Raw genomic sequence first — 8,134 nt, forward strand, 5'->3', positions numbered from 1 at the left:
TTTGCGTTGCTGTCTATGATCCGCTGCCACCGGCCTTGGCCATCCCTGCCCAGCGATGTATGAACAGGGCGTAGGTAGTCAGCACGTGGCGAATCGAGTCGATCTCCACACATTCGTCGACGCCATGGATGCGCTTTGCCACAGGGCCGTAGCAGGTACCATTGATTTGGTTGCTGACGTGGAAGGCGCGCAGGTCGGTGGTGCAGGTGGAGAGATAGGTGCCGGGAGGCGTGCCCATCAGGTCTTGATGACAGCGCGCGAGCAGCGCGATTCCCGGACTCTCCATATCGACCAGAAATCCCTCGGAGCGAAAGCCGTGGAACGCCACTCGTGGCAGCGGGCTGCCGTCGGCCAACTCGGCATGACGCGCCTCGATGCATCGTCGAACGCGCTTCATGACCTCCTCAGGCGCCATGCCCGGCGGGAAGCCTACGCGGCCTTCGAGACTGGCGTGAGCCGGTACGCTGGAAGCCCAGTTGCCACCCTCGATCTTGCCAATGCTGAGATTGAACGGGCTGTCGAGGGTATCGTAGGGCGGGCGGCGGGGCAGGGCGTTGATCTCTGCTTCCAATGCCTTGAAAGCAGGAAGGAATTCGACCAGGGTCTCGATGGCGTTACGACCGGCGCGGGTGTCGAGCACATGGGCCGGCACACCGTCCAGGCGCATGCGGAACCACAGCACGCCGACCTGGCCGGCATAGATCTGACTGCCGAAGGGCTCGGGTATCAGCACGAAATCGCCGCAGTACCCTTGGTGTAGGCAGGCCAGGGCGCCATTTCCCGTACACTCTTCTTCTATTACCGTCTGCAGGGTCAGCGGGAAGGCGATGTCAACGCCGGCTTCGCGTACTGCTTGCACGGCCATGGTCATGGCGGCAATCCCCGCCTTCATGTCGCCTGCGCCGCGGCCATAGAGCCAGCCGTCCTTTTCCCAGGGCTCCCACGGTGGCCGTGTCCACATGTCGGTGGGCTCGGCGGGCACGACGTCGAGATGGCCGTTGAGCACCAGATGCGGCCCCGGTGCGCCGGCGTTGAGTTGGGCCACGAGATTATAGCGACCGTCGCATTCCCACTCGACGGGTGCGCGGTGAGGGTGCTCGGCAAAGCCGGGTGGGTCCAGCGTTACCCGGGTGGTGGGTAGGCCGAGGCGCTCGAACCAGCGCTCCATGGTCGCCAGTGCGCCGTGCTCCTGACCCAGTACGCTGTAGCTGCGCACCAGGTCGCGGGTCAGCGCCAGGGTATCAGCCATCAGTGCCTCGCAGCGCTCCACGATGCGCTTCTCGGTGGCATCCAGCATTGGCATCTCTCCAGTCGGTAGTCAGCGCCAGGCCGCACCGAAGGCAGGGTCTACAGTCGGCTTTCCAGCAGCGTACCCAGCTCTGTGTCGGTCAGTATAAGAGGGTTGGTCTTCATGCTGCCGCCCCGGGCGTTGGCGACCACGCGTTCGATGTCGTCCTGGCGCATGCCGTAGGCACCGAGTCTCGGTATGTCGAGGCTGTGGGTCCAGTTGCGCAGCGTCGCGACCAGAGCCTCGCAGGCCTCCTCTTCCCCCAGTTCGCGCTCGCCGGCGACCAACCGGCCGGCTTCGGCGTACTTGGGCAGAGCTGAATGGCTCGGCTCACGCTGGCGCAGTGCTGCGATGTTGACCGCCGTGGCCTCGGCGACCAGTGTGCCGCACACCGTGCCGTGGGGAATCGGGAAGAAGGCCCCCAGCGGGGAAGCCAGCCCATGAACCGAGCCCAGGCCTGCCTGCGCCAGGGCGATCCCCGACATCAACGAGGCGTAGGCAATTTGTCCGTAGCCTCGCTCGGCCTCGGGGTGATTCGATTCCCAGGCCGGCCAGAAACCGTGACAGAAGGCCTGCATGCCGGACCAGGCGAGTGCGTCAGTGGCAGGGCTGGCATTGAGCGAGACGTATGATTCCAACAGCTGGGTGAAGGCGTCCATGGCGTTGGCGGCGATCTGCGTCTTGGGGCAACCGGCCAGTAGTTCGGGGTCGATCAGGGCGACGGCGGCGACCAGTCGCTCATCGCGAAACGACTTCTTGTAGCCTTCGGGCCCCTGAACGCTGAGCACGGCATTCTTGGTGGCTTCGCTGCCGGTGCCGGCAGTAGTGGGTACGGCGATCAGCGGTACCGCGGGGCCATGGTAGGGCAGGCCGCGTCCTACCCCCTCGAGATGATCCATCACGGAGTTGCCGGGGCGTAGCAGGCCGGCGACGGCTTTGGCGGCATCCAGTACGCTCCCACCGCCAATGGCAACGACGACATCTATGGGGCGCTCTTTAAATTCGCTGACGATGGCATCCACCCGCTGCGGGGAAGGCTCCCCTTCGATAGCGACGTGATGCCAGGTAGCGCCTTGCGTTTCGAGGGCCGCGACCAACTCTCCCCAGCGCGGTGACTCGACGAAGGAGCGCCTGCCGGTCACCACCAGCACGTGTGAGCCGCAGTCGGCGATCAGCGCCGGGAGCAGTTGAATACTGCCGTTACCGAATCGGATATCGGGCAGGCGGGCGACGCGAAAGGGGTCGATGCGGTCGGGGAAGGCTGCTGGCATGGCCGTACACTCGCAGTTTCGTTATTGGCGAAGCCCACTATAAGCAGCGTGACTCCCGATTGGCCAACGCATCACGCCAGCCAGGTCTAGCGCCAGCGCTCGAGAAGCTGGTAATACCACATTCCCACGGCCAGCAGCGGGTTGCCCAGCGCATCGCCGAACGGCACTTTGGGGTGGCGGCAGGCGGCGAAGGTGTCGAACTCCTCCAGGTGGCCGGAAATCGCCTTGGCCATGATTTCACCGACGATGTGCGAGGTGGCTACGCCATGGCCCGAGTAGCCTTGGGCGTAGTAAACGGTATCGGAAATTCGCCCCAGCATGGGAATGCGATTGACCACGATGCCGGCCATACCCTGCCAGGCGTAGTCGATCGGCGTTCCTTTGAGCTGGGGGAAGGTAGCTTCCAGGCGCGGGCGCAGCTCGGCGGCGATGTCGGGTGAGTCCTTGCCCGAATAGTTGGCTCCGCCGCCGAACAACAGGCGGCCATCGGCAGTGAGTCGGTAATAGTCGAGAACGAAGCGGCAGTCGTACACCGCCAGGTCCAGCGGGTTGATGGCCTCGGCAAGCCCGCCCAGAGGCGCGGTGGTGACGATGCCGAGCGACGCCGGAAACAGCTTGCCGCCCAGGTGGCGCCGTTCCAGCCGGTGATAGGCGTTGCCCGCCAGCAGTACGCGGTCGGCGCGGACGCTGCCGTTCGCAGTGATCACGGCGGGGGTGGGGCCGTGGTCGATGCGCACGACCGGCGAGTGCTCGAATATCCGCGCGCCCAGGGATTCGGCGACACGCGCCTCGCCCAGGCACAGGTTGAGCGGGTGCAGGTGCAGGTTGTAGTGATTGAGCAGCCCGCCACGGTAGAGCTCGGTTCGCACCACGTCGCGCACCTGGCGTGCATCGAGGAGCTCTACGTACTCCCCCATGCCGCGGGCCTGGCAGGCCTCGAAGTCGGCCTCGAGGGCTGGCATGTGCGAGGGCTTCCAGGCTGCCTGAAGGTGGCCGTGCTTCAGGTCGCAGGCGATGCCATACTGATTGACTCTTTCTCGGATGATGCGTTGTCCGCGCCAGCGCAGGTCCCAGACGAAGTCGTCGGCGGCCTCTCCAAGGGTGCGGCGCATCTGCTTGCGCATGGCCGCCTCGCCGGAGAGGCTGCCGGTCACCTGGCCGCCGTTACGACCGCTGGCGCCCCAGCCGATCCTGTTGGCCTCGACGATGGCGACCCGGTAGCCACGCTCGGACAGCTCCACCGCCGTTGCCACGCCGGTGAAACCTCCACCGACGATGGCGACATCGACCCGGATCTCGCCCTCGAGCCGGGGGTAGTCCGACTCCTGGTGGATCGAGGCGGTATAATATGAGGCGCAGCGAGGCTCACTCATGGAGAGGTCCTTGGATGTAGAAAATACTCAACGGATGCTAGCACAGTCTGCGGGCTGATCCAGTGCCCCGCGCTGCGCGCGCAGGACGCTAAGCCGCCGCACGGCAGGGTGAACTTTGCGCACTTGGCGTCAGCCGGTAGAATGGAGGTTTTCGTGTTCGGCTCGTCACCGAACGACTCGTCGGGGTGAAGTAGGCCCTGCTCCGATAGGCTGCCCGCCAGCCCTGTTGCAAGGAATCCGTACAGCAATGAGCTATCAGGTTCTGGCCCGCAAGTGGCGGCCGCGTACGTTCCATGAACTGGTCGGCCAGGAGCACGTCCAGCGTGCACTGGTCAATGCGCTCGACCAGGGGCGTCTGCACCATGCCTATCTGTTTACCGGTACGCGAGGGGTGGGCAAGACGACACTGGCAAGAATACTTGCCAAATGCCTCAACTGCACGGCCAAGGGATACGGTGACGAGGGCGTCACTTCTACGCCTTGCGGGGAGTGCGACAGTTGTCGCGCCATCGACGAGGGGCGCTTCGTCGACCTGATCGAAGTCGATGCCGCCTCGCGCACCAAGGTGGAAGACACCCGCGAACTGCTCGACAACGTGCAGTACGCCCCGACCCAGGGACGCTACAAGGTGTACCTCATCGACGAGGTGCACATGCTTTCCACCAGCAGCTTCAATGCGCTGCTCAAGACCCTGGAAGAGCCGCCGCCCCACGTCAAGTTTCTGCTCGCCACCACCGATCCGCAGAAGCTGCCCGCCACGGTGCTGTCACGCTGCCTGCAGTTCACGCTCAAGAACATGCCACCGGAGCGCATCGTCACTCACCTTGCCAAGGTGCTCGAGGCCGAGGGTATCGGCTTCGAGGAGAGCGCACTGTGGCTGCTTGGACGTGCAGCAGACGGTTCAATGCGCGACGCCATGAGCCTGACCGACCAGGGCATCGCCTTCGGCCAGGGCCAGGTGCGTCATGCCGACGTGGCCGCCATGCTGGGTACGCTGGACCACCGCCACGTGCTCGCTCTGGTCGAGGCATTGGCGGACGTGGATGCGCCGAGGCTGCTGGCAGAGATCGCTCAGCTGGCGGAACAGGGGCCCGATTTCGCCGCGGTACTCGATGATCTGGCCGCCATTCTGCATCGCCTGGCCGTGGCTCAGATGGTGCCGGACGCGGTGGACAATACACATGGCGACCGCGATACGGTGCTTGCCCTGGCCTCGCGTTTCACCGCCGAGGACGTGCAGCTCTACTATCAGATCGGCATACAGGGGCGCGGTGACATGGCCCACGCCCCCGACTTGCGCACGGCGCTGGAGATGACGCTGCTGCGCATGCTGGCCTTCCGCCCCCAAGGCGTGCCCCAGCCGGCGAAAACGTCGCTGCCGCTGCGAGCCGTAGGTGGCGGCTCCGCTCCTGCGAGCGGTTCAGGAGAGCCGCCGGCTGACACTGCTCAGCGCGAAGGAAGCACGGCATCCCCGACGTCGAGTCAGCCGCTCTCATCCGAACCGCAGCCGCTATCGTCCAAGCCTGATGAAGCACCGCCGGCTGAACAGGTTCCCGCGGAGGTTCAGGCCACGGTTCAGCGGGTGCCAGAGCCGCCCCCGCCTTGGGAAGCGCTGGCCGACGAGGAAACGGCAGCGCCACAGGATGACGCGGCTTACGCTTCGGCCCAGGAGATGGAGCAAGCCGCACCAAGTGAGCCCGCGGCGACTCTCCCGCAAGAGCCCGTGATGACGGCAGTCGTGGCGACGCCGCCCGACACTGCTGGCGTCAATGGGGCACTAGAGGTGGAAGAGGCTGAGGCTGCTGTCGTGGACGCCCCTGTATTGGCGGCTGAAGAGCCCGCCACCGATGCTTCTGACGCCGAAGTGCCCGGATGGCAGGCGGAGGCAGGCAGCGCCGGGAGCGGTGAACCGATCAACCATGACCGCTGGCTGCACGGTTTCGACTCCCTCGGCCTGGGCGGGCTGACTCGCAACCTCGCGGCCCACTGCGTTGTCGAAAGGGATGATGGCAAGCGGTTGACGCTGCGACTGGACCCGTCGCAGCAGGCCATGAATGCCGAGATTCACGTACGTCGTGTGCAGGAGGCGCTGGCTGGTATCGGCATCGTACGTCAGCTTGCCATCGAGCCTGGGGTGCTGCCTGCCGATATCGAGACACCGCGGCAGCGCGCCGACCGGATTGCTGCCGAGCGCCATGCCGAGGCGGTGGCAGCATTGCATCGCGACCCCCATGTCAAGCAGCTGCAGGAGACTTTTGGTGCGCGCTTGATCGAGTCGAGCGTCAAGCCGGCCGAAGCGGCGCCAAGGGCCTGAGTCGACAGTTTCACATTGCCAATCGAGAGGAACGACCATGATGAAAGGTGGAATGGGCAACCTGATGAAGCAGGCCCAGGAAATGCAGCAGAAGATGCAGCGTATCCAGGAAGAGATCGCCAAGTCCGAGGTCACCGGTGAAGCCGGTGCCGGCATGATCAAGGTGACCATGAACGGACGACACGACGTGAGCAAGGTCGATATCGACCCCAGCGTCATGGAAGAGGACAAGGAGCTGCTCGAGGATCTGCTGGCTGCAGCGGTCAACGATGCCGTGCGTAAGGTAGAGTCCAGCTCACGAGAGAAAATGGAGGAAGCAACGGCGGGGCTCAATCTTCCGCCGGGTTTCAAGATGCCCTTCTGATGAGCTTTTCTCCCCTCGTCGACAGGTTGATGGAGTCGCTACGTGTCCTGCCGGGCGTGGGCCCCAAGACCGCCCAGCGCATGGCGATGCATCTGCTCGAGCGCGACCGGGATGGCGGGCGCCGCCTGGCGGGCGTGCTCGAACAGGCCATCGAGCACGTCGGCTACTGCCGGCGTTGCCGCACGCTCACCGAAGAAGAGCTCTGTGGCTTGTGCACCAGCAGCCGACGCGACGACGCCCAGCTGTGCGTGGTAGAGTCGCCGGCCGACCAGCTTGCCATCGAGGAAGCGGGGGGGTACCGCGGTCGCTATTTCGTGCTCCACGGTCATCTATCGCCGTTGGATGGCATCGGCCCCGAGGATCTTGGCCTCGATCAGCTCGAGGCGCGCATTGCCGAAGGCGTCATCAGCGAGGTGATTCTGGCCACCAACCCTACCGTGGAGGGTGAGGCCACGGCGCACTATATCGCTGCCCAGCTTTCGCCCCATGGGGTGACGCTGTCGCGACTGGCCTACGGCGTGCCCATGGGCGGTGAGCTCGAATATGTGGATGGTGGTACCCTCAGCCGCGCCTTCAACGGCCGCCTGCCTTTTCGCGGTGATTGAAGCCGCCGCTTTTTCTGTTGCTGGATGACTGCATGACCCTGACCCCCGAGATACGCTGGATCGATAACCCCGAGGCGCTGGATGCCGCCTGCGCCGAGGTGGCCCAGGCTGAAGTGATCGCGCTGGATACCGAGTTTTTCCGCGAGAAGACCTTTCACCCGATTCCCGCCCTGATCCAGTTCTCCGTCGGGGGGGCTGCCTGGCTGATCGATCCTCTCCAGGTCGACTGTACGGATGCTTTTCGCCGGCTGCTGGGGGAAGGGCCACTGAAGCTACTGCATGCCAGCAGCGAGGATCTCGAGGTGCTGGCACACTGGGCAGACGCGCCGGTCGCCCCGTTGGTGGATACGCAGATCGCCCAGGCGCTGTTGGGCGAAGACCCCGCCATGGGCTATCAACGCCTGGTGCAGCACTGGACCGGGGAGACCCTGCCCAAGGACGAGACCCGCTCCGACTGGCTGAAGCGTCCGTTGAGCGATTCTCAGTGCTTGTATGCAGCGCTCGATGTGGTTTTCCTGCTCAAGGTATGGGAGCACCAGCGCGAGGCGCTGGAGCGGCTTGGGCGGCGTGAATGGCTCGATGCCGACTGCCGCGAACTGATGGCCCAGGCGCTGCGCAGCGACCAGGCAGACGGACAGTGGTATCGCCGGCAACGCCAATTGTGGCGGCTTACTCCCCGCCAGATCGAGGCCTATCGGCTGTTGACCACCTGGCGCGAGGGCGAGGCACGGCGGCGCAATTTGCCGCGTGGATGGCTGGTCAACGACCGGGTGCTCTACAGCATGGCAGAGCGGATGCCCGAGAACCGCCACCAGCTCGCCGAGATCGAAGAGATAAAGCCAAGCCTGATCAAGCGTGACGGCGATATCCTGCTGGCGCTGCTCAAGCAGTCGCGGCAGTGCGAAGCGGAGAAATTGCC

Annotated in this window: 7 protein-coding genes; 4 read left to right on the forward strand and 3 right to left on the reverse strand. The window is 64.8% G+C overall.

The window, feature by feature from the left end; translation table 11 throughout:
- Positions 1-13: 13 nt before the first annotated feature.
- The 3 genes from AC2VNO_RS18465 to AC2VNO_RS18475 all read right to left on the reverse strand — a co-directional run bounded on the left by AC2VNO_RS18465 (position 14) and on the right by AC2VNO_RS18475 (position 3,932).
- Entirely contained in the window at positions 14-1,297 is a 1,284-nt protein-coding gene (locus AC2VNO_RS18465; RefSeq protein WP_486935501.1) for an ArgE/DapE family deacylase, read from the reverse strand.
- A 50-nt stretch (positions 1,298-1,347) separates the two neighbouring features.
- Positions 1,348-2,559 carry an iron-containing alcohol dehydrogenase gene (locus AC2VNO_RS18470; protein ID WP_486935502.1) on the reverse strand — a complete coding sequence of 404 codons (1,212 nt, stop codon included), beginning with the start codon at positions 2,557-2,559 and terminating at the stop codon, positions 1,348-1,350.
- An 86-nt stretch (positions 2,560-2,645) separates the two neighbouring features.
- Positions 2,646-3,932, reverse strand: a complete 1,287-nt coding sequence (locus tag AC2VNO_RS18475; protein ID WP_486935503.1) for an NAD(P)/FAD-dependent oxidoreductase — start codon at positions 3,930-3,932, stop codon at positions 2,646-2,648.
- 247 nt (positions 3,933-4,179) lie between these two features.
- On the opposite strand from AC2VNO_RS18475, the gene dnaX reads away from it, so the two are divergent.
- From dnaX to AC2VNO_RS18495, 4 genes are all read left to right on the forward strand, one after another.
- The gene (gene dnaX, locus AC2VNO_RS18480; RefSeq protein ID WP_486935504.1) at positions 4,180-6,246 is read left to right on the forward strand and encodes a DNA polymerase III subunit gamma/tau; all 2,067 of its coding nucleotides are present in this window, start codon (positions 4,180-4,182) and stop codon (positions 6,244-6,246) included.
- A gap of 37 nt (positions 6,247-6,283) precedes the next feature.
- On the forward strand, positions 6,284-6,610 hold the full coding sequence (locus AC2VNO_RS18485) for a YbaB/EbfC family nucleoid-associated protein (protein WP_486935505.1): 327 nt from the start codon (positions 6,284-6,286) through the stop codon (positions 6,608-6,610).
- Positions 6,610-7,215 carry a recombination mediator RecR gene (recR, locus tag AC2VNO_RS18490; protein ID WP_486935506.1) on the forward strand — a complete coding sequence of 202 codons (606 nt, stop codon included), beginning with the start codon at positions 6,610-6,612 and terminating at the stop codon, positions 7,213-7,215. The genes AC2VNO_RS18485 and recR overlap by 1 nt, the downstream gene beginning before the upstream one ends.
- Positions 7,216-7,247: 32 nt before the next feature.
- A partial coding sequence (locus tag AC2VNO_RS18495; RefSeq protein WP_486935507.1) for a ribonuclease D occupies positions 7,248-8,134 on the forward strand: 887 nt, incomplete at its 3' end.

The organism is Halomonas sp. TH-94, from assembly GCF_057473365.1.

Bases quoted from the DNA above. Each gene is read 5' to 3' on its own strand.
- AC2VNO_RS18465 (WP_486935501.1), bottom strand. From the start codon at position 1,297: ATGCTGGATGCCACCGAGAAGCGCATCGTGGAGCGCTGCGAGGCACTG.
- AC2VNO_RS18470 (WP_486935502.1), bottom strand. From the start codon at position 2,559: ATGCCAGCAGCCTTCCCCGACCGCATCGACCCCTTTCGCGTCGCCCGC.
- AC2VNO_RS18475 (WP_486935503.1), bottom strand. From the start codon at position 3,932: ATGAGTGAGCCTCGCTGCGCCTCATATTATACCGCCTCGATCCACCAG.
- dnaX (WP_486935504.1), top strand. From the start codon at position 4,180: ATGAGCTATCAGGTTCTGGCCCGCAAGTGGCGGCCGCGTACGTTCCAT.
- AC2VNO_RS18485 (WP_486935505.1), top strand. From the start codon at position 6,284: ATGATGAAAGGTGGAATGGGCAACCTGATGAAGCAGGCCCAGGAAATG.
- recR (WP_486935506.1), top strand. From the start codon at position 6,610: ATGAGCTTTTCTCCCCTCGTCGACAGGTTGATGGAGTCGCTACGTGTC.